This window comes from Pseudomonas sp. H1_D05 (assembly GCF_054682705.1).
In genome coordinates this window covers 5,259,987-5,280,968 of record NZ_CP162825.1, presented here as the reverse complement: position 1 = coordinate 5,280,968, position 20,982 = coordinate 5,259,987, and the positions used below count along the sequence as shown (strand labels likewise).

Here is a 20,982-nt window from a genome sequence, read left to right as displayed (position 1 = left end):
AAAATGCCATTGATCATTTTCCGTTTGCACCGGGCAGGGCACAGCTGGTATCTGTACGCATAACCAGTACTCGCTTGCCATGGCCCAGAATTACCGTGACTGCCAATCCCCTCGACGATCCGTTCTATTACCTTAACAACTTCCGGCAAGTGCTTGATTGGCTTGAGCTTCGTTATGCCGATGTAATGAGCGAACCGGAACACGCGTTCATCCGCGACTTCAAGGCCTTGCCGCGCGCGTCGCAGGGTTTGCTGGTGCGGATGGTGATGCGCAAGGGTGTGCATTTTCGTGCCGGCAAACTCAATTACCTTGAAATCGGTGACATCGCCGAGGCCGCGCAGCCCTTGCTGGAGCACGGCTGGATCGACGAACACGCGCCGCTGGTCCTCGCCGAGTTGTTCGATGTGTTGCTCAAGGCCGAGATCCTGCAAGCGTTTGCAGCCTCTATCGAGCAACCCAAGGGCCGCAAGGACGATTGGCTGCCGCTCCTCGCCGAGCAGTTTGCAGACGCTCGCAGCCTGCGCGACTGGGCGCCGCTGCTCGATGATCGCTTGTTCAGTCTGACCATCATGGACCTGTGCGACCGCTTGCGGCTGATGTTCTTCGGCAACCTGTATCAGGACTGGTCGGAATTCGTCCTCGCCGACCTTGGCATCTTCACTTATGAAAAAGTCGAATTCTGCGCCGACTCGCGGGGCCTGCGCAGTCGCGAAGACGTCGATGCGTGCCTGTTCCTGCACAACTGTCAATTGCGTTTCGAAGCCGGTGAGCCACTGGACACCATTGTTGCGCAGGTCAGCGCCTTGCACTTCGACAACCCGTGGCTGCAGCGCCGGCGTGGCAAGGTGCTGTTCCAGATCGGCCAGTATTGCGAGCGCCTCGGCGAATTTGCCCTGGCCCTGAGCATTTACCGCGACTGCGCCTATCCCGGCGCCCGTTTACGCATGATCCGCGTGCTGGAGCGCAGCGGCGAATACTCGTTGGCGCTGGAGCTCGCCACGCTGGCCGAACAGGCGCCGGAAAGCGCTGCCGAGCAGCAAGGCCTGCAACGGATATTGCCAAGGGTGCGGCGCAAACTCGGTGGCCCGCCGCTCAAACGCGTAGCGGCCAGACCGGTCGAGCGGCTGGATCTGCAATTGCCACGCACCGACCCAGCCTTGTCTGTGGAGTTTTACGTGCAGGCGCATCTGCACGATGACGACGGCCCGGTGCATTACGTGGAAAACAGCCTGATCAACTCACTGTTTGGCCTGTTGTGCTGGCCGGCGATTTTCGCACCGTTGCCCGGGGCATTCTTCCACCCTTTTCAGCGTGGCCCGGTGGACCTGCTCAACGAAGATTTCCAGCAACGCCGCGCTGAGCTGTTCCAGGCGTGCCTGAGCGAACTCGACGACGGCCGCTATGCCGCGACCATTCGCCAGCGCTTTGTCGACAAATGGGGCGTCCAGTCGCCATTTGTATTCTGGGGCGCGGTGAATGAACAATTGCTTGAGCAGGCGTTGGCCTGTCTACCCGCTGAGCACCTTAAACATTGGTTCAACCGTTTGCTGCTCGACATCAAGGCCAACCGCGCCGGCATGCCCGACCTGATCCAGTTCTGGCCGCAGCACAAAACCTACCGAATGATTGAAGTGAAAGGCCCCGGCGATCGACTGCAGGACAACCAGCTGCGCTGGCTTGAGTTCTGTCACCAACACCAGATGCCCGTGGCCGTGTGTTATGTGCAATGGGCGGAGCAGAGCGCTTGAGTTACAGCATTGCCGTGCGCGCACTCTGCGAGTTCACCGCCAAGACCGGCGACCTTGACCTGCGTTTTACGCCATCACCCACGGCGCTGGAAGGCATCGCCGGCCACCGCACTGTGGCCTCGCGGCGCAGCGAAAAGTATCAAAGCGAAGTGGCGCTCGAAGGCGAGTTTCTGCAGTTGAAGGTCAAGGGCAGGGCGGACGGCTACGACCCGGCGCAAACCTGCCTGGAAGAAGTTAAAACCTACCGTGGCGACCTGAGTAAGCAACCGGCCAATCACCGCCAGTTGCACTGGGCGCAGGCGAAGATCTACGGCTGGTTGATGTGCCGCAAACTCGAACTTGAGCAGATCAATCTAGCGCTGGTGTATTTCGATATCGTCAGCGAGAAGGAAACCTGCCTGGTCGAGGCCTTCAGCGCCGAAACCCTCAAGGCCTTTTTCGAACAGCAATGCACGCTGTTCCTGCAATGGGCCGAACAGGAAATGGCCCATCGAGAAGCGCGCAATCTGGCCGCGCAGCAACTGGCGTTTCCCCATGCCGATTTTCGTCCCGGTCAACGGCATCTCGCCGAATCGGTGTTCAAGGCCGTCAGCACCGGCCGTTGCCTGATGGCCCAGGCACCGACCGGCATCGGCAAAACCCTCGGCACGCTGTTCCCGATGCTCAAGGCCCTGGCGCCGCAGCAACTGGACAAGGTGTTCTTCCTGACCGCGAAGACACCTGGGCGCAAACTGGCGCTGGATGCCAGTCAGGTGCTGTTCGATCAGTCACCAGCCTTGCCCTTGCGGGTGCTGGAAATGGTCGCCCGCGACAAGGCCTGCGAACATCCGGACAAAGCCTGTCACGGCGAATCCTGCCCGTTGGCCCAGGGCTTTTATGATCGCCTGCCGGCCGCGCGGGAAGCGGCCAGCCGAATCCGCCTGCTCGACCAAGCCGCCATGCGCGAGATCGCCGCGCAACACGCGGTGTGCCCGTATTACCTGAGTCAGGAGATGGCCCGTTGGGTAGACGTGGTGATCGCCGACTACAACTATTACTTCGACTTCAGCGCCATGCTGTTCGGTCTGGCCCAGCTCAATCAATGGAAAGTCGCGGTGCTGGCGGACGAGGCGCATAACCTCGTCGAGCGCGGCCGGCAGATGTACAGCGCCAGTCTTGATCAATTCACCCTGGGCAGCGTGCGCAAAACCGCGCCCGCGCCGCTGAAAAATGCCCTGCAACGGATCAACCGTGAATGGAACGCGTTGCATGCGCCGCAACTGGCGGCGTATCAGGCGTACGACAAGGCCCCGGAAAAACTCCTGCAAGCGATCTCGTTGTGTTGCGCGGCCATTGGCGATTACCTCAATGACCATCCGCAGGGCCTCGACAGCGCCTTGCAGAACTTCTATTTCGACCTGCTGCAATTCGCCCGGGTGGCGGAGCTGTACGACGAGCATTACCTGTTCGATATCAGCAAGCGCGACCTCGACCGCAAAAAGCCGCTGTCGCAGTTATGCCTGCGCAACGTGGTGCCGGCCGCGTTCATTGGCCCGCGCCTGAAAGCGGCGCGCAGCAGCGTGCTGTTTTCCGCGACCCTCAGCCCGCGTCACTATTACGCCGATTTGCTTGGCACGCCCGCCGACACCGTGTGGATCGACGTCGAATCGCCGTTTTGCGCCGAGCAGTTGCAGGTGCAGATCGTCAGTCGCATCTCGACACGCTTCAACCATCGTCAGGCCTCGCTGGAGCCGATCGTCGAATTGATCGCGCGGCAGTTCAGCGAGCGTCCGGGCAACTATCTGGCGTTTTTCAGCAGCTTCGATTATCTGCAACAAGTGGCGTCGTTACTCGCTGAGCGTTACCCGCACATCAGCCTGTGGCAGCAATCGCGGGGCATGCTCGAAGGGGCGCGGCAGGCCTTTCTCGATCAGTTCACCGCGCACAGCCAGGGCGTCGGCTTTGCCGTGTTGGGCGGTGCGTTCGGCGAAGGCATCGATTTACCCGGTGCGCGGCTGATCGGCGCGTTCATTGCCACCCTGGGGCTGGCGCAGTTCAATCCGGTCAACGAACAACTCAAACACCGCATGGCCGCCATCTTCGGCGCCGGTTACGACTACACCTACCTGTACCCGGGCGTGCAGAAAGTGGTGCAGGCCGCCGGGCGAGTCATCCGCACCCGTGAGGATAGCGGCGTGGTCATGCTGATTGACGATCGCTTTGCCGAGAGCCGGATCAAACAGCTGCTGCCGCGCTGGTGGGCAATCAATCATGAGACGGACGCTTCCCAATTTGCCGGATTACCGCATACTTCTGCTCATGACAATGGCTGGTGAGTGTGATGAGCGAGAAAAACAAGACCGCGGCGATCGAAGAGATGCGTTTTCGTCTGTTGATCGATGCGGTGGTCGACTATGCGATCTACATGATCGATCCCGACGGCATCATCACCAGTTGGAACTCCGGCGCCAAACGCTTCAAGGGCTACGAAGAAGCGGAAATCCTCGGCGAACATTTCTCCCGCTTCTATACAGCTGAGGATCGCGCCGCCGGTCTGCCGCAGCGTGCGCTCGACACGGCGATCCGTGAGGGACGTTTCGAAGGCGAGGGCTGGCGGGTGCGCAAGGACGGCACCAATTTCTGGTCGCATGTGGTCATCGATCCGATCATTGATCCCGACGGCAAATTGCTCGGTTTCGCCAAGATCACCCGCGACCTGACCGACCGCAAAATGGCCGAAGAAACCCTCAAACAAAGCGAGCAGCAGTTCCGCTTGCTGGTGCAGGGCGTCACCGACTACGCCATCTACATGCTCAGCCCCGAAGGCCGGGTCAGCAACTGGAACCAGGGCGCGCAGCGGATCAAAGGCTATCTGCCGGAAGAAATCATCGGTCAGCATTTTTCGCTGTTCTATACCCCCGAAGACCGCGAACTCGGCGAGCCGCAACGGGCGCTGGAAATCGCCACCCGCGAGGGTCGTTTCGAGAACAAGAGCTGGCGCATGCGCAAGGACGGCACGCGGTTTCTCGCTCATGTGGTGGTCGATGCGATTCGTGGTGACACCGGCACATTGCTCGGTTTTGCCAAGATCACCCGCGACATCACCGAAGCCCACCAGGCGCAACAGGCGCTGGAGAAAACCCGTGAAGCGCTGTTCCAGGCGCAGAAGATGCAGGCCATCGGTCAGCTCAGCGGTGGCATCGCCCATGACTTCAATAATCTGCTGACGGTGATTCTCGGTAACCTCGAGATTGTGCAAAAGCGCGTGGGCGACGATGCGAAAATCAGCCGCCTGCTGGAAAACGCCACCCAAGGCGCCTTGCGTGGCGTCTCGCTGACCCAGCGCATGCTGGCGTTCGCCCGCCGACAGGAACTGAAGACCGAGTCGGTCGATATTGCGCAATTGGTTCAGGGCATCAGCGGTTTGCTGCGCAGTTCGCTGGGGCCGGGGATCCGTGTCGACACGCGGTTTCCCGACGATCTCGAGCCGGTGCTGGCGGACACCAACCAGTTGGAGCTGGCCCTGCTCAATCTGGCGACCAACGCCCGCGACGCCATGCCCGATGGAGGTACGGTGAGCATCAGCGCTGAACCGCAAGTGGTGCTTGAACTGGGGCATTCGGACCTGCCTGCGGGGCGTTATGTCTGCCTCAGCGTAATCGACACCGGGGAGGGCATGGATGAGCGCACGCTGGCGTCGGCCAGAGATCCGTTCTTCACCACCAAAGGCTTGGGCAAGGGCACCGGGCTGGGCTTGTCGATGGTCCACGGCTTCATGGAACAACTCGGTGGCCGTTTCATTCTCAAGAGTGCAAAGGCCCAGGGCACCACGGCAGAACTGTGGATTCCGGTGGCCGGCGAGGGTACCGTCAGCAAGTCGCTGCAGCCACACGCCGAGCCGGTGGTGGTACCAAGACTCAGCGTGCTGGTGGTGGATGACGATTCGCTGGTGTTGACCAGCACCAGTCTGCTGCTCGAAGACCTCGGCCATCGGGTGGTCAGTGCGACGTCCGGTGCGCAAGCGCTGGCGTTGTTCGATCAGGGCGAGGTCATCGACCTGATGATCACCGACATGGCCATGCCGAAGATGAGCGGCGCGCAACTGGCCCATGCCGTGCGCGTGCTCAAACCGGATCTGCCGATCATCCTGGCCACCGGCTACGCCGAACGTCTGGAAGGCTTTGCCGCGCAACTGCCACGATTGCCCAAGCCGTTTACGCAGATGAATCTGGTGGCAATCATTGCCCAATCGATGAAACAAGGCGTCGGTCAATCCGTCTGAACTTGCGCGCCAACGGGGACTTCTAAACGTTTTCCCCGCCCCGGAGCGTGCATCTTTTGTCTCGCATACTGACTGAGCCCACCGCTGAAGAAACCCTGACCGAACATGACGCCAAGATGTTTGGCTCACCCAAGGAACGGCTGGATTTCTATCGGCGGGAGATCCAGTACGAAACCAGCATCCTCGCCAACCGTACCGACGCTTATCTGGCGGCGCAGTCGTTTCTGGTGATTGCCTTTGCCTCGTGCATGGCCAACCTCAACCCGGAGTGGGGCAAGTTGTTCACGCTGGTGGTGCCACCGTTTCTTGCGCTGCTCGGGCTGCTCAGCTCACTGAACGCCTGGCCGGGGATTCGCGCGGCGTACGACATCATCGACCACTGGCATTTCAAGCAGAGCCACTTGCTGCACAGCGAACCGCTGATGGGCCTGGCGTATGACGAATCGCCGCTGTTCAGCGAGATGGAATCGAGCCACAAGGGCTATCGCAAATCCCTGCTGTTTTCGGTGCGTACGCCGTGGATCTTTGCGACGTTCTGGGTGTTGCTGGGGAGTTATGCGGTGTTTATTCAGGTGACCAATCCGGGCGGGTGATTGGCAGGTAGGGAAAAGCCCGGTTTATTTCGCCGGGCTTTTTCATTCGCGTGGATTTTGTTGTGCTATTCAGACCGATCCCCCTCACCCCAACCCTCTCCCCCAATGGGGGCGAGGGGGAAGGGAGCAGATCTTCGTTGTACTCAAAATCTGCGTTCGACTCGGTATCTCAATGTCGTGGTCAAAATCTGCGTGCAACCCGGTATCTCAGGTCGGCGTACCTCAACCATTCACCTCGGTCAGTTCCCTCTCCCTCTGGGAGAGGGCTAGGGTGAGGGGCTGTTCTGGCTCACTCCACCGTCTCAAGCTCACGACGCAACGCCACCGAGTTCTGCGACGACATCGGGATTGGCGGAAAATCCTCGTTCAAGACGCACAAATGGTCGATCGCATCTTCAAACATCAAATCGGCTTTCTTGCGCAGCGCTCGGTAATGTTCAAATTGCTCGATATCCAGGTGTTCAACGTCGAGCAGCGCATTGGCCGCGCGGTTGAGGGTGTGAGCGTTATCGAACAATTGACGATTGCGTTCCAGAGCCAGTGCTCTGCAAGCCTTGATTTGCGCAGGAGTCGAGCATTCTTTCATGACCGTGACCTTATTCTTCAAGGATTCCGTTTCATAGGCGTAGCGCCGCAGGGGAACCGAACCTGCCAGGCCCCGCCGGACATATCCGGCGAGGGGTTATGCTTGTGACTGCCGGCCATTAATCAGGGATCCATTTTTTTATAGAAAAAATTCGATCAATTCCCGGTTAAATCCGCAAATCAAAAATCAGTTTTTTGTTTTTTGCGCTGTTCGTAACGGGCGAGGATCGGTTGCGTGCTGATGCCGTGGAGCAAGATGCTCAGCGCCACTACCGACAAGGTCAGATCGGTACACAGGCTGGCCACCGAATCGGTCAGCCCGTGGTTCAAGGCATAAAACAAATAGAACAGGCTGCCGATACCGCGAATGCCAAACCAGCTGATCAACAGCCGTTGCCTTCCTTTGAGCAGTGCGCCCCAAGGCATCAACGCGACGCAGGCCGGGCGGATCAGGCAGAACAGCACGCCGCCCACCAGCAACGCCCGCCAGTCCCAGTGCGCCACCAGCACCACGCCGAGCAGGGTCACTAGAAATACTTCCATGGCGCGCTCGACCAGACTGCCGAACGACAGCATGTCGCCCATCATGATCCCGGCGGCGACCTGGCTGCTTTCCAGCCGTTCGGTGTCGCCGTGCACCGCGTGCTGCGGTTCGACGTTCTGATGACCGACCACCGGTTGCACCAAATGCTCGGCGGGCGGTTGCCCGGCGCCGGTGGATTTGACTTCGACCTGACGCAGGCCCAACCCGGCAGCGAACACCGACAGAAAACCATAGCCGCCAATCGCCTCGGCAACGACATACGCCAGGGCAATCAACGACAACGCCAGATAGTCGTTCGGGCTGAGCGTGCTGTCGTCATTGTGAATACGCAACGACAGGGTCACGCGGCCGATACCACGGCCCATCCAGTAACCGGTGAGCAGACCTGCGGGCACCGCCCACAACAAACTGCGCAAGACCCAGCCCTGCCACTCGGCGGCAGAGCTATCACCGTGAATCAACAACAAGCCGAGAATCACAAACGGAAACGCCACCCCGTCATTCAGCCCGGCCTCACCCGAAAGGCCGAAACGCACGCTGTCGACATCCCGCGCATCATTGACCTGCACCAGCGCCGCCAGCACCGGGTCGGTGGGCGCCAGCATCGCCCCGATCAACAACGCCGGCCCCCACGGCAAGCGCAAAGCAAAATGCAGCAGCAGGCACACCCCGGCGATGGTCAGCACCATTACGGGGCCGGCGAGGCCGAAGGCGATTCGCCAACGCTTGTCGCGCAGCGGCAGGCGCAATTTCAGGCCGCAGACGAACAGAGAGAAGAGCACCGCGACTTCCGTCAGGTGCTCCATCCACAGCGAGGCGTCTTCCAGGGATAGTTTCAGCAGATCGAGGCCACTGGGGCCGATGCCGATACCCAGCAGCAGACAAACCGCCGAGGTGGTCACCGGCATCCAGCGCAGGTATGACGACGTCAGTGCCAGGGTCAGCAGCACGGCGCCGAGTACGGCGACCCACACGATAAAACTCATGATCTGCCGCCCTCAAATGTTTGATGTGACGGCAATCGCACCGTGTTCAATGGGCCTTCAGTTTTACTGTAGGCGTTGGCGAAGGCGTCATCACAACATCGGTTTGCCACCGGTCACGCCATAGCGCTGGCCGGTGATGTAACTGGCTTCGTCCGAGGCCAGCAACACGTAGATCGGCGCCACTTCGACCGGTTGGCCGGGGCGGCCGAGCGGGGTGTTGCCGCCGAAGTTCTGCACTTCTTCATCGGGCATGGTCGAGACGATCAGCGGCGTCCAGATTGGCCCCGGTGCTACGCAGTTCACGCGGATTTCCTTTGGCCCGAGCATCTGCGCCAGACCGCCGGTGAAGTTGGCGATCGCGCCTTTGGTCGTGGCGTAGGCGAGCAGGGTGGGTTTGGGCATGTCCGAGTTGATCGAGCTGGTGTTGATGATCGACGAACCGGCGCGCATGTGTTTTATCGCGGCCTGACACAAGCGGAAGATCGCGGTGATGTTGACGTCGAAGGTCATCACCCATTCGTCGTCGGGGATTTCTTCGAAGGTTTCGTGGGTCATCTGGAACGCGGCGTTGTTGACCAGCACATCAATGCGGCCGAAGCGTTCCACGGTCTTGTCGACCAAGGCCTGGCAATGGGCCTTTTGCGCAATATCGCCGGGTAATAGCAGGCACTGGCGCCCGGCCTGCTCGACCCAGCGCGCGGTTTCCTGGGCGTCTTCGTGTTCATTCAGATAGGCGACCGCAACGTCGGCGCCTTCACGGGCGAAAGCAATGGCCACGGCGCGGCCGATACCGCTGTCGGCACCGGTGATCAGGGCGATCTTGCCGGACAGTCGCCCGGAGCCGACATAGCTCTGCTCGCCGCAATCGGGATAGGGCTGCATCTTGCCTTGGGCGCCGGGCACGGTTTGGGCTTGTGCGGGGAAGGGTGGTTTTGGATAGTCGGTCATCGCGGGTCTCCGAGGTTTCAGGGCAGGTATGGGCGGTTGACCCGGTGTGTTTGCCGTGAGTTCGATCGGATTTACGCCGCATTTCTCGACTTGGAAATGCAAAACCCCTGTAGGAGTGAGCCTGCTCGCGATAGCGGTATTTCAGTCAACAATGATGTTGGATGTCAGGACGCTATCGCGAGCAGGCTCACTCCTACACGGGGATGTGGTGCTCTTAAGTGTGGCGTTGTGTCAGGGCGCGTTCCATACGGGCGATGCCTTCTTCGAGCAACGCGCGCGGGCAGCCGAAGTTCAGACGGACGAACTGCTGGTGCTGATCGCCGAAGTCCAGACCGGCGCTGAGGCCAACCTTGCCCTGCTCAAGGAAGAACTGCTGCGGATCGTCCAGATCCAGCGCCGAGCAATCCAGCCACGCCAGATACGTGCCCTGCGGCACATTGATGGTCACGCCCGGCAAGCGGTTGCGCACCGCTTCTACCAGCCAGTCGCGATTGGCTTGCAGGTAGGTTTTCAGCTCGGCCAGCCACGGCCCGCCTTCGCTGTAAGCCACGCGGGTGGCTTCCATGCCCAGCGGGTTGACGCTGTCGACCATGCCGCAACGGGCGTGATTGACGCGTTCGCGCAGGGCGGCGTTCTGGATGATCATGAACGACGTCTTGAGGCCGGCGATGTTGTAGGCCTTGCTCGCCGACATCAGCGTGATGGTGCGCTCGGCGATCTCCGCGCTCAGCGACGCCGTCGGAATGTGTACGCGACCGTCGAAGCACAGCTCGGCGTGGATTTCGTCGGAGATGATCCAGGCGTCCTGCGCCGCGCAGATATCGGCCACGGCTTGCAGCTCGTCACGGCCAAACACCTTGCCGATCGGGTTGTGCGGGTTGCTCAGCAACAGCGCGCCACCGCCGTTCAGCGATTCACGCAACACGTCCAGCGGCGTCAGGTAAGTGCCGTCAGCCTGGGCGACGAACTCCAGTTCAACCTTGTTCAAGCCCCAATGCCCCGGCGCGTGGCGCAGTGGCGGGTAGTTGGGCACTTGCACCACGACGTTCTGCTGTGGCTGCACCAGCGCTTTCAAAGCCATGTTGAAGCCCGACTCGACGCCCGGCAGAAAAATCAGCTCCTGCGGTTTGACCTTCCAGGAAAACTTGTTCCAGAGGTCGGCGACGATGGCTTCGCGCAAGTTGTCCTGCGCCACGCTGTAGCCCACCAGCGGATGCAGCAAGCGTTGTTGCAGCGCCTCGATCACCACCGGCGGCGCGGCGAAATCCATATCAGCGACCCACATCGGCAACACGTCGGCGCAATAGCGGCTCCACTTGGTGCTGCCGGTGTTGTGGCGGTCGAATACCTGATCAAAATCGAAAGTCATGCGCGGTCTCGTGAAGGCGGGAATGGTCCTGCTGGCCATTCTAAGCCTCCATCCCCTGTGGGGGCGAGCTTGCTGCTTATAAGGTTCACACAATACCTGTGGGAGCGAGCTTGCTCGCGAAGGCGTCGTATCAGTCAGCATCGATGTCGAATGACACACCGCTTTCGCGAGCAAGCTCGCTCCCACAGGGTTTGGTGGTCTTCAGTTAAAGAGCCGACAAACGGCCGACGGTCGGTTTTCACACAGATCGTGTGGTCATTGTCTACAGTGAAAAAGTCGGCAGACGTTTGCCGCAACCGTGATTGTCCAGATAAAACCCGGCACCAGTACCGGGTTCCACCTGATCAGGAGTGCACGATGGATCTCAGCCGTCGTCAGTTCTTCAAGGTCGCCGGTATCGGCCTTGCAGGCTCTAGCCTGGGCGCGTTGGGCATGGCCCCGACGCCAGCCTTCGCCGAGCAGGTGCGCCACTTCAAGCTTGCCCACACCCATGAAACCCGCAACACCTGCCCGTATTGCTCGGTCGGTTGCGGGTTGATCATGTACAGCCAGGGCGATGCCGCGAAGAACGTCGCGCAAAGCATCATTCACATTGAGGGCGACGCCGACCACCCGGTCAACCGCGGCACCCTCTGCCCGAAAGGCGCAGGCCTTCTCGATTTCATTCACAGCCCCGGCCGTTTGCTCTACCCGCAAACCCGCAAACCGGGCAGCAGCGAATGGACGCGAATCAGTTGGGACGAAGCGCTTGATCGCATCGTCGACCTGATGAAAGCCGACCGCGATGCCAATTTCATCGAGAAAAATGCCAACGGGCAAACGGTGAATCGCTGGTTGAGCACCGGTTTTCTCGCGGCGTCGGCGGCGTCCAACGAAGCCGGCTACATCACCCAAAAGGTGATTCGCAGTCTCGGCATGCTGGGGTTCGATAACCAGGCGCGTGTCTGACACGGCCCGACGGTGGCAAGTCTTGCCCCGACGTACGGCCGTGGTGCCATGACCAATACCTGGACCGATATCGCCAACGCGAATCTGATCCTGGTGATGGGCGGCAACGCAGCAGAAGCGCATCCGTGCGGCTTCAAATGGGTAACCGAGGCCAAAGCGCACAACGCTGCGCGGCTGATCGTGGTCGATCCGCGTTTTACCCGGACCGCGTCAGTGGCCGACTATTACGCGCCGATCCGCACCGGCACCGACATCGCCTTCATGGGCGGTTTGATCAATTACCTGTTGACCGAGGACAAGATCCAGCACGAATACGTGCGCAACTACACCGACATGTCGTTCATCGTCAGAGCAGGCTACGGCTTTGAAGACGGGATCTTCAGCGGCTACGACGCGGAGAAACGCAGCTACACCGACAAATCCGGCTGGGGTTACGAGATGGGCGACGACGGTTTCGTCAGAGTCGACCCGACCCTGCAAGACCCGCGCTGCGTCTATCAACTGATGAAGCAGCATTACAGCCGCTACACCATCGACCTCGCCAGCCAGATCTGCGGCATGCCGGTCGATGCCATGCAGAAAATCTGGGAAGAGATCGCCACCTGCTCGACGCCGGGCAAGACCATGACGATTCTCTACGCCCTCGGCTGGACGCAGCACTCGATCGGCGCGCAGATCATTCGCAGCGCGGCGATGGTGCAATTGCTGCTGGGCAACGTCGGCATGCCCGGCGGCGGGGTCAACGCCTTGCGCGGTCACTCGAACATTCAGGGCCTGACCGACCTTGGCTTGCTCTCCAATGCGCTACCGGGCTATCTGACCCTGGGCAGCGACACCGAGCAGGATTACGCCCAGTTCATCCACAAACGCACGCAAGTCCCGCTGCGGCCGGGGCAATTGTCCTATTGGCAGAACTACAGCAAATTCCACGTCAGCCTGATGAAATCGTGGTACGGCGCCAACGCCACTGCCGAGAACAATTGGTGCTACGACCATTTGCCGAAACTCGACATCCCCAACTACGACGTGCTGAAAATGTTCGACCTGATGAGTCAGGGCAAGGTCAACGGCTACTTCTGTCAGGGCTTCAATCCGATCGCCGCGCTGCCGGACAAAAACCGCGTGATGGGCGCACTGGCGAAGCTGAAATGGCTGGTGGTGATGGACCCGCTCGCTACCGAAACCTCGGAGTTCTGGCACAACGTCGGACCGTACAACGATGTGAAGAGCGCGGAGATCCAGACCGAAGTCATTCGCCTGCCCACCACCTGTTTTGCCGAAGAGGACGGCTCATTGGTCAACAGCAGTCGCTGGCTGCAATGGCACTGGAAAGGCGCCGATGGCCCGGGCGAAGCGCAGACCGACATTCGCATCATGAGCGAGCTGTTCCTGCGCCTGCGCAAGCGCTATCAGGCCGAGGGCGGCAAATTCCCTGATCCGCTGCTGAAACTGACGTGGCCGTACAAGATCCCCGACGAGCCTTCGCCGGAGGAATTGGCCAAGGAAATCAACGGCAGCGCCGTGGCAGATTTCACCGATGCCACCGGCGTCGCGGTCAAGGCCGGCTCGCAACTGGCAGGTTTCGGCTTGCTCAAGGATGACGGCAGCACCGCGTCCGGTTGCTGGATCTTCGCCGGCAGCTGGACCGAGGCCGGTAACCAGATGGCCCGCCGCGACAACGCCGATCCGTACGGCATGCATCAGCATCTCGGCTGGGCGTGGGCCTGGCCGGCCAACCGGCGGATTCTCTACAACCGCGCTTCGGCGGACGTCGCCGGCAAACCGTGGGACCCGAAAAAACGCTTGGTGTGGTGGAACGGCAAGGCCTGGGCGGCACCGATGTGCCGGACTACAAGGCTGATGTGCCGCCGGAAGCCGGGATGAACCCGTTCATCATGAACCCCGAAGGCGTGGCGCGGTTCTTCGCCGTCGACAAGATGAACGAGGGGCCATTCCCCGAGCACTACGAGCCGTTCGAAACGCCGATCGGCATCAACCCGCTGCACCCGCAAAACAAGAAAGCCACCAGCAACCCGGCGGCGCGGATCTTCGATTCGGTCTGGGAGACCCTCGGCGAGGCCAAGGACTTTCCGTACGCCGGCACCAGTTACCGGCTCACCGAGCATTTCCACTTCTGGAGCAAGCATTGCAAGTTGAACGCGATTGCCCAGCCTGAGCAGTTCGTCGAAATCGGTGAAGTGCTGGCGAAAGAGAAGGGCATTGCCGCCGGTGATCGCGTACGGGTCAGTTGCAAGCGCGGCTTTATCGAAGCGGTGGCGGTGGTGACGAAAAGGATCCGGCCGCTGCAGGTCAACGGCCAGATCGTGCACCAGATCGGCATCCCGCTGCATTGGGGTTTCACCGGTTTGACGCGCCACGGTTACCTGACCAACACCCTGGTGCCGTTCCTCGGCGATGGCAATACCCAGACCCCGGAATCCAAGTCATTCCTGGTCAACGTGGAGAAACTGTAAATGGCCAGCCAAGACATCATTGCCCGCTCGGCCACCACAACCGTGCCGCCGTCGGTGAGGAATCAGGAGGCGGTGGCGAAGCTGATCGACACCACCAAATGCATCGGCTGCAAGGCCTGCCAGGTCGCCTGCTCGGAATGGAACGAGCTGCGCGACGAGGTCGGCCACAACCACGGCACCTACGACAACCCGCAAGACCTGAGCGCGGAAACCTGGACGTTGATGCGTTTCACCGAACACGAAACCGACGCCGGCAACCTTGAGTGGCTGATCCGCAAGGACGGCTGCATGCACTGCGCCGAACCCGGTTGTCTGGCGGCGTGCCCGAGTCCCGGTGCGATCATCAAGCACGCCAACGGCATCGTCGATTTCGATCAGGACCACTGCATCGGTTGCGGTTATTGCATCACCGGTTGCCCGTTCAACATTCCGCGCATTTCGCAAAAGGATCACAAGGCCTACAAGTGCACCTTGTGTTCGGACCGCGTGGCAGTAGGACTGGAGCCGGCCTGCGTGAAAACCTGCCCGACCGGCGCCATCGTCTTCGGCACCAAGGAAGACATGAAGGAACACGCCGCCGAGCGCATCGTCGACCTGAAAAGCCGTGGCTTTGAAAACGCCGGTCTGTATGACCCGGCAGGCGTTGGCGGCACGCACGTGATGTACGTGCTGCACCACGCCGACACGCCGAAAATCTATGCTGGTTTACCGCAAGATCCGGCAATCAGTCCGTTGGTGGGCCTGTGGAAAGGCATCAGTAAACCGCTGGGCCTGCTGGCCATGGGGGCGGCGGTGCTGGCCGGTTTCTTCCATTACGTGCGCATCGGCCCGAATCGCGTCGAAGAGGATGAACATCCGACGCCGCCCGACACCTCGGTGCATGTCGTCGATCCGGCGGTGCACACCTTCGATCCACGCGGGGAGGACCGGCCATGAGCAACAAGACGATCCTGCGTTACACCGCCAACCAGCGCACCAATCACTGGCTGGTGGCGATCCTGTTTTTCATGGCTGGGCTGTCCGGGCTGGCGTTGTTTCATCCGTCGCTGTTCTGGCTGAGCAACCTGTTCGGCGGCGGGCCGTGGACGCGGATTCTGCATCCGTACATGGGCATCGCGATGTTTGTGTTGTTCCTCGGTCTGGTGTTCCGTTTCTGGCGCGCGAACTTCTTTATCGACAACGACTGGAAGTGGATGCGCCGCATCGATCGGGTGCTGGTCAACGACGAAGAAAGTGTGCCGCCGGTAGGCAAATACAACGCCGGGCAAAAGCTGCTGTTCTGGACTTTACTCCTGTGCATGCTGGGTTTGCTGTTCACCGGACTGGTGATCTGGCGCGCCTGGTTCAGTGCGTACTTCGGCATTACCGTGATTCGCTGGGCAATGCTCCTGCATGCGCTGGCCGGGTTCATTCTGGTGCTGAGCATCATCATTCACATCTACGCCGGGCTGTGGATCAAGGGCTCGGTGGACGCGATGATGCATGGCTGGGTCAGCCGCGGCTGGGCGAAGAAACACCATGAACTCTGGTATCGCGACATCACCCGCGATGAACGCCAACCGGACGCGCCGGAACGACCGATCACCAAAAAGGGCTGACGTTTGCCAACCATTCTTGAACCTGGGGAAATCGAAGCGGCGGCCAGTTCGCCGCCGTTTCTGCATCTGCCGCCTTCGAACCTGTTTGCGCTGCGGGCTGATCGGCTGGAACAACTGGCCGAGGGGCATGCGCTGGCAGAGTACCTGCGACTGATTGCCGGGCTGTGCCGGGTGCAGCAGCAGGTGTTTGATGATCCGCCGCTGACCGCACCGTTCGATCAGCAACGGATCGAGGCCTGTCAGCAGCATGGTTTGCCGCCGTTTGCGGCGGACACGTTGGTGCGTGAAGAGGGTTGGCAGGCTTATCTCGATGCTTTGTTGCAGCGCTATGCGCCGGTTGAACAGCCTGCTGTCGTCGACGCGGTGGACACTTTGCGCGCCGCCAGTCCCGGCCAATTGCGCGCGTGGGCCGTGGCGTTGGTCAGTGGCCAATATTCGCTGGTGCCGGCGCAACTGGTGCCGTTTCTTGGCGCAGCGCTGCAAGTGGCGTGGAGTCACTGGCTGCTCAGCGCGCCGAATCTGCAACTCAAACCCAGCGACAGCCTCAGCCAATGCCCGGCCTGTGGTTCACCGGCCATGGCCGGGGTGATTCGCCATCGCGGCAAGCACAACGGTCTGCGTTATCTGGTGTGTTCGCTGTGTGCCTGCGAATGGCACGTGGTGCGGGTCAAGTGCGTGTATTGCGAGTCGAGCAAGGGTCTGGATTATCTGAGCCTTGAGGACGATCGCCATGCTGCCAATCAAGCGCCGCTAAGGGCGGAAGTCTGTCCGGGCTGCAACAGCTATCTGAAACTGGTGTATCTGGAGAACGATGCCGATGCCGAGGCGTTGTCGGCGGATCTCGGCAGTTTGCTGTTCGATATGCGTCTGGCGCAGGACGGCTATCAGCGCTTGGCGCCTAATCTATTACTGGCCCCCGGAGACGAATGACAGCAGGGTCTACACTCTGGCCGAACGATCTGTCTCCAGGAGTGGCTGATGTCCCTGCGGTTACCTTCCATTGATGGTGTGTTGCGGCACCCGGCGTGTGTGCCTTTGCTTGAGCGTCACGGGCGTGAGTCGCTGCTGGCAAGTTTGCGTCAGTTGCTCGATGAGTTGCGCCCCAGCGTGTTGAACGGGCAATTGTCAGCCGTCGAAATCAGCCCCGAAGTGCTCGCTGGCCGCGTCGGTGAACGCCTGGTCCAGCAACAGCGCAGTCACGTGCGCCGGGTCTTCAACCTCACCGGCACGGTGCTGCACACCAACCTCGGTCGCGCCTTGTTGCCCGACGAAGCAATCGACGCGGTGCAAATGGCCGCACGTTATCCGCTCAATCTGGAGTTCGATCTGGCCAGCGGCAAGCGCGGTGATCGTGATGATCTGATTGAAGGCCTGATCCGCGAACTGACCGGCGCCGAAGCCGTCACCGTGGTCAATAACAACGCCGCCGCCGTGCTGCTGACACTCAACAGTCTCGGCGCGCGCAAGGAAGGCATTATTTCCCGTGGCGAGCTGATCGAGATCGGCGGGGCCTTCCGCATCCCCGACATCATGGCCCGTGCCGGCGTGCGTCTGCACGAAGTCGGCACGACCAATCGCACCCATGCCCGCGACTATGAAGCGGCGATCAACCCGCGCAGCGGTTTGATCATGCGTGTGCACGCGAGCAATTACAGCATCGAAGGGTTTACCGCTCGCGTGCCGACTGCGGAATTGGCCGAGTTGGCCCATCGGCATGGCTTGCCGTTGCTGGAAGATCTGGGCAGCGGCAGCCTGTTGGATCTGACCCGTTGGGGATTGCCCGCGGAACCGACTGTGCGGCAGGCGCTGCTGGATGGCGCGGACATCGTCACCTTCAGCGGTGACAAGTTGCTTGGCGGCCCGCAGGCAGGGTTGATCGTCGGGCGCAAAGAGCTGATCGCGAAGATCAAGAAGAACCCGTTGAAACGTGCGCTGCGGGTGGACAAGTTGACCCTGGCGGCAATGGAGGCGGTGCTCGGGTTGTATCGCGATCCCGATCGCCTGGCCGAACGTCTGCCGAGCTTGCGTCTGCTCACCCGGCCGCAGGCAGATATCTTTGCGCAGGCCTCACGCTTGAAGCCCTTGATGGCTGAAATCCTGGGGTCGGTTTGGCAGGTTAGCGCAGTCGAGGCCTTGGGCATGATCGGCAGCGGCAGCCAACCGGTGGCGCGTTTACCGAGTGCGGCGCTGCGTTGCCGTCCGCAGGTTTCAAAGCGTTTGCGCGGGCGCTGCTTGCTGAATCTGGAAGCGGCGTTGCGCGCGTTGCCGATCCCGGTGCTTGGGCGGATTGACGACGATGCACTGTGGCTGGATCTGCGTCAGCTCGACGATGAACCGGCGTGGCTCGGGCAATTGCCGCAGTTGCAGGTCGAGTCGTGATCGTCGGCACGGCAGGGCACATCGACCACGGCAAGACTTCGCTGTTACAAGCGCTGACCGGACAAACCGGCGACCGCCGCCCGCAGGAACGTTCACGCGGCATGACCATCGACCTCGGTTATCTCTACGCTGAACTGGAACCGGGCGCGGGGCTGACCGGGTTTATCGACGTGCCCGGCCACGAGAAATTCACCCACAACATGCTCGCCGGTGCGCAGGGTATCGATCTGGTCTTGCTGGTGATTGCCGCAGACGACGGCGTGATGCCGCAGACCCGCGAGCATCTGGCGATTGTTGAATTGCTCGGCATTCCGCGCGCCTTGGTGGCGATCAGCAAATGCGACCGGGTCGAGGCGGGCAGGGTGGAGGAGGTTCAGCGGCAGGTGCTGGATTTGCTTGAGGCCGGGCCGTTTGCCGAAGCGCCGATCGTGCTTGTGTCGAGCGTGACCGGGCACGGCGTTGATGAACTGCGCGAGACGTTATTGCAGACGCAACGTGAAGTACTGGAGCGCAGCTGCGAAGGTGGTTTTCGCCTGGCCATCGACCGCGCGTTCAGCGTCGCCGGTGCGGGGATTGTCGTGACCGGGACGGCGTTGTCGGGCACTGTTTCGGTCGGCGACAAACTGTTGCTCGGACCTTCCGGCAAATCGGTCCGGGTTCGCGGCTTGCACGCGCAAAATCAACCCGCCGAACAGGCTTTCGCCGGGCAACGGGTGGCTTTGAATATCAGCGGCGAGCGTCTTGAACTGGCGCAGATCCATCGCGGCCAGTGGCTGCTGAGCGAATGGCTGCACGCGCCGACGCAACGGGTCGACATCGACTTTCAACTGCTGCCCGGCGAACGCACTTTCGAACACTTTCACCCGGTGCACGTGCATCTGGGTACACAAGATGTCATCGCCCGGGTGGCCTTGCTCGAGGGGCCGCGCTTGAGACCCGGCGAACGCATGTTCGCGCAACTGCTGATCAATGCGCCGGTGCACGCGGTGAAGGGCGATCGACTGATCCTGCGCGACCAGAGCGCGCAACGCACCTTGGGCGGCGGCCGGGTCCTCGACCCGTTCGCCCCGGCGCGACAACGGCGCAGCCCCGAACGTCTGGAGCAATTGCGCGCCTTAGTCTCGGGCGACGAGTTTGAAAAGGTCTTGCCCGTGCTGCTCAACTACAGCGCCGGCGGCCTTGATCCGCTGCGCCTGGAACGCCAATTCAATCGCCCGCGCTCGACTTGGGCATTAGCGGAAAACGTCCGCCTCATCGACACCCGTCAAGGCCCGCTGCTGTTCAACGTGCAGCGCTGGGCACAGCTGAAGTTCACCCTGTTGGAGCAACTGACGCAGCTCCATGAACTGGAACCCGACCAGATGGGGCCGGATCGCGATCGCTTGCGGCGCTTCAGTGGATTGGCGCTGGAGCGTGCGACGTTTGTCAGTTTGCTGGATGAATTGCTCGCGGCCGGCTCGATCCAGGCAAGTGGGCCGTGGCTGCACCTGCCGGATCATCAGGTGCGCCTGAATGCCGAGGATGAAAGTCTCTGGCTAGGGCTGCAGCCGTTGTTTGAACAAGCCGGTTTCGACCCGCCGTGGGTGCGTGATGTGGCCAACGTCCTGGGGCAGGACGACGCCGTCGTGCGCTTGTTGCTGCGTAAACTGGCGCGTTTGGGTTTGATGCATCAAGTCGTGCGCGACCTGTTCTTGAGTGACGTGCAACTGCGCCAGATGGCGAACGTGCTGCTCAAACTCGCCAGCGAAAATCCGCAGATCCAGGTGACAACCTTCCGCGATGCGCTAGGCTTGGGACGCAAACGCTGTATTCAGTACCTCGAATATTTCGACCGCGTCGGCCTGACCCGACGCCTCGGCGAATCCCGCCAGATCCGCCCCGACAACGCGCTGGCTAACGCCTGCGCACAATGAGTTCAAGGAAGGCAATCGCGCCCGGTGGCGCGGCCGGGCTTCAAACCCGGTTGGGGACGGCATCCGTTCCCGGGCAGGTTCGACTCCGGCTGCCTTCCGCCAGTTTTTCCTCCGGACCTCCCCGCTCCAGTGTTGATTGATCGTTCCCACGCTCCGCGTGGGAATGCAGCCCGGGACGCTCTGCGTCCCATCCAGAGCCGAACGCGGAGCGTCCGTTGAGGCATTCCCACGCAGAGCGTGGGAACGATCTGTATCCCCGCTACTGCGGCAATTCCAGATTATCCATCACCCGATTCACCGCCAGTTCGCCGAGCATGATCAGTTGCGCGATCCCCAACAGCGTCCTGCGCTGCGACGCGGGTATGAGGTGGGCGAAGTCATGGGCGATGGTTCTGGCGGAGGCGAGTGTTTCGCTGGCATCGGCCAGCAGTTCTTCGTTTTTGAAGTCTGCGGTGACGGCGTACATCCGTCGGGTTTTGCGTGGTGGTGGGGTGGAGCCGGGTGGGCAGAGGTAGTGATCGAGCGCGCGTTCTGCGGCGTCGTTGAGCTTTTTTGAATCGAGGGATTCGTAGGGGGAGGCGAGGTCGATTTCGGGCGGGTTGGGTGTTGGTTTTATCATGGTGAAGCTCCTTGAGA

The 20,982-nt window shown here is 61.0% G+C and carries 14 protein-coding genes, 1 tRNA gene and 1 pseudogene; 11 read left to right on the top strand and 5 right to left on the bottom strand.

The genetic code is table 11. The features are described 5' to 3' along the window. Window positions 1-95: 95 nt before the first annotated feature. Genes AB4O11_RS23830 through AB4O11_RS23815 form a run of 4 tightly spaced genes read left to right on the top strand, consistent with a single transcriptional unit; the run spans window position 96 to window position 6,602 of the window. Entirely contained in the window at window positions 96-1,748 is a 1,653-nt protein-coding gene (locus AB4O11_RS23830) for a VRR-NUC domain-containing protein (RefSeq protein WP_460128878.1), read from the top strand. Beyond that, window positions 1,745-4,063: an ATP-dependent DNA helicase gene (locus AB4O11_RS23825; RefSeq protein ID WP_460128876.1), complete on the top strand. Its 2,319-nt coding sequence runs from the start codon at window positions 1,745-1,747 to the stop codon at window positions 4,061-4,063. Before AB4O11_RS23830 ends, AB4O11_RS23825 begins: the two co-directional genes overlap by 4 nt. A gap of 5 nt (window positions 4,064-4,068) precedes the next feature. Then, window positions 4,069-6,009 (top strand): hybrid sensor histidine kinase/response regulator, encoded by a 1,941-nt coding sequence (locus AB4O11_RS23820; protein WP_460128874.1) that lies wholly within the window; start codon window positions 4,069-4,071, stop codon window positions 6,007-6,009. Window positions 6,010-6,065: 56 nt separating this feature from the next. Beyond that, window positions 6,066-6,602, top strand: coding sequence for a hypothetical protein (locus AB4O11_RS23815; protein ID WP_016983364.1), 537 nt, complete (start codon window positions 6,066-6,068; stop codon window positions 6,600-6,602). Between the two features lie 289 nt (window positions 6,603-6,891). Here AB4O11_RS23815 and AB4O11_RS23810 read toward each other — a convergent pair whose 3' ends face one another. The 4 genes from AB4O11_RS23810 to AB4O11_RS23795 form a co-directional block, all read right to left on the bottom strand. Continuing rightward, window positions 6,892-7,188, bottom strand: coding sequence for a hypothetical protein (locus AB4O11_RS23810; protein ID WP_099759219.1), 297 nt, complete (start codon window positions 7,186-7,188; stop codon window positions 6,892-6,894). 179 nt (window positions 7,189-7,367) lie between these two features. Further along, window positions 7,368-8,717, bottom strand: a complete 1,350-nt coding sequence (locus tag AB4O11_RS23805) for a cation:proton antiporter (protein WP_460128873.1) — start codon at window positions 8,715-8,717, stop codon at window positions 7,368-7,370. A gap of 90 nt (window positions 8,718-8,807) precedes the next feature. Next, window positions 8,808-9,665: a glucose 1-dehydrogenase gene (locus tag AB4O11_RS23800; protein WP_460128871.1), complete on the bottom strand. Its 858-nt coding sequence runs from the start codon at window positions 9,663-9,665 to the stop codon at window positions 8,808-8,810. Window positions 9,666-9,879: 214 nt separating this feature from the next. Continuing rightward, on the bottom strand, window positions 9,880-11,034 hold the full coding sequence (locus AB4O11_RS23795; RefSeq protein ID WP_460128869.1) for a MalY/PatB family protein: 1,155 nt from the start codon (window positions 11,032-11,034) through the stop codon (window positions 9,880-9,882). A 357-nt stretch (window positions 11,035-11,391) separates the two neighbouring features. Between AB4O11_RS23795 and fdnG the strand changes: the two are divergent. The 7 genes and pseudogenes from fdnG (at window position 11,392) to AB4O11_RS23760 (ending at window position 20,448) form a co-directional block, all read left to right on the top strand. Next, window positions 11,392-14,456 (top strand): annotated as a pseudogene (gene fdnG, locus AB4O11_RS23790) (formate dehydrogenase-N subunit alpha). Continuing rightward, window positions 14,457-15,392 (top strand): formate dehydrogenase subunit beta, encoded by a 936-nt coding sequence (gene fdxH, locus AB4O11_RS23785; protein ID WP_093431371.1) that lies wholly within the window; start codon window positions 14,457-14,459, stop codon window positions 15,390-15,392. It begins immediately after the preceding pseudogene. Further along, window positions 15,389-16,054 carry a formate dehydrogenase subunit gamma gene (locus AB4O11_RS23780; protein WP_320336726.1) on the top strand — a complete coding sequence of 222 codons (666 nt, stop codon included), beginning with the start codon at window positions 15,389-15,391 and terminating at the stop codon, window positions 16,052-16,054. Before fdxH ends, AB4O11_RS23780 begins: the two co-directional genes overlap by 4 nt. A gap of 3 nt (window positions 16,055-16,057) precedes the next feature. Then, on the top strand, window positions 16,058-16,984 hold the full coding sequence (fdhE, locus tag AB4O11_RS23775; protein ID WP_460128867.1) for a formate dehydrogenase accessory protein FdhE: 927 nt from the start codon (window positions 16,058-16,060) through the stop codon (window positions 16,982-16,984). A gap of 45 nt (window positions 16,985-17,029) precedes the next feature. After that, complete coding sequence (gene selA, locus AB4O11_RS23770) at window positions 17,030-18,433, top strand: L-seryl-tRNA(Sec) selenium transferase (RefSeq protein ID WP_460131149.1); 1,404 nt, start codon at window positions 17,030-17,032, stop codon at window positions 18,431-18,433. Further along, the gene (gene selB / locus AB4O11_RS23765) at window positions 18,430-20,346 is read left to right on the top strand and encodes a selenocysteine-specific translation elongation factor (RefSeq protein WP_460131147.1); all 1,917 of its coding nucleotides are present in this window, start codon (window positions 18,430-18,432) and stop codon (window positions 20,344-20,346) included. The genes selA and selB overlap by 4 nt, the downstream gene beginning before the upstream one ends. Window positions 20,347-20,352: 6 nt before the next feature. After that, a tRNA-Sec gene (locus tag AB4O11_RS23760) sits at window positions 20,353-20,448 on the top strand. Between the two features lie 157 nt (window positions 20,449-20,605). Here the strand turns inward: AB4O11_RS23760 and AB4O11_RS23755 are convergent. After that, window positions 20,606-20,965 carry a DUF6124 family protein gene (locus AB4O11_RS23755; protein WP_038361600.1) on the bottom strand — a complete coding sequence of 120 codons (360 nt, stop codon included), beginning with the start codon at window positions 20,963-20,965 and terminating at the stop codon, window positions 20,606-20,608. Between the last annotated feature and the right edge of the window lie 17 nt (window positions 20,966-20,982).

Coding starts and splice junctions, on each gene's coding strand:
- AB4O11_RS23820 (WP_460128874.1), top strand. CDS start 4,069: ATGAGCGAGAAAAACAAGACCGCGGCGATCGAAGAGATGCGTTTTCGT.
- AB4O11_RS23810 (WP_099759219.1), bottom strand. CDS start 7,188: ATGAAAGAATGCTCGACTCCTGCGCAAATCAAGGCTTGCAGAGCACTG.
- AB4O11_RS23805 (WP_460128873.1), bottom strand. CDS start 8,717: ATGAGTTTTATCGTGTGGGTCGCCGTACTCGGCGCCGTGCTGCTGACC.
- AB4O11_RS23800 (WP_460128871.1), bottom strand. CDS start 9,665: ATGACCGACTATCCAAAACCACCCTTCCCCGCACAAGCCCAAACCGTG.
- AB4O11_RS23795 (WP_460128869.1), bottom strand. CDS start 11,034: ATGACTTTCGATTTTGATCAGGTATTCGACCGCCACAACACCGGCAGC.
- fdxH (WP_093431371.1), top strand. CDS start 14,457: ATGGCCAGCCAAGACATCATTGCCCGCTCGGCCACCACAACCGTGCCG.
- AB4O11_RS23780 (WP_320336726.1), top strand. CDS start 15,389: ATGAGCAACAAGACGATCCTGCGTTACACCGCCAACCAGCGCACCAAT.
- AB4O11_RS23755 (WP_038361600.1), bottom strand. CDS start 20,965: ATGATAAAACCAACACCCAACCCGCCCGAAATCGACCTCGCCTCCCCC.